Genomic DNA, 218 nt, shown 5'->3' with positions numbered 1-218 from the left:
GCGATCAGATCTACAACAAGGGAAACTCCCCCTTTCCATATTTTGTATGGTGGAATTTAGTTAATAAACTTTAAAGGAGCAGGTGGTGAAAAAAATAGAAGAGGACAAAAAGTATGAAAGAGCGAAGAAAAGGGTGGAAAATTTAAAGGCATTTTATATTCATTTCATTGTCTATATTCTTGTGAATACCATGTTTGTCATCATTAACTTAATGAACT

Annotated in this window: 1 protein-coding gene; it reads left to right on the top strand. The window is 32.6% G+C overall.

The features are described from left to right. Positions 1 to 94: 94 nt before the first annotated feature. Positions 95 to 218: 2TM domain-containing protein (locus SAZ04_RS23235; protein WP_332700208.1), on the top strand; the 124-nt coding region annotated here is incomplete at its 3' end.

It is taken from the genome of Halalkalibacter lacteus, assembly GCF_036663595.1.
Classification (GTDB): domain Bacteria; phylum Bacillota; class Bacilli; order Bacillales; family Bacillaceae_D; genus Halalkalibacter; species Halalkalibacter lacteus.
This window is presented reverse-complemented; position numbering and strand designations above follow the sequence as displayed.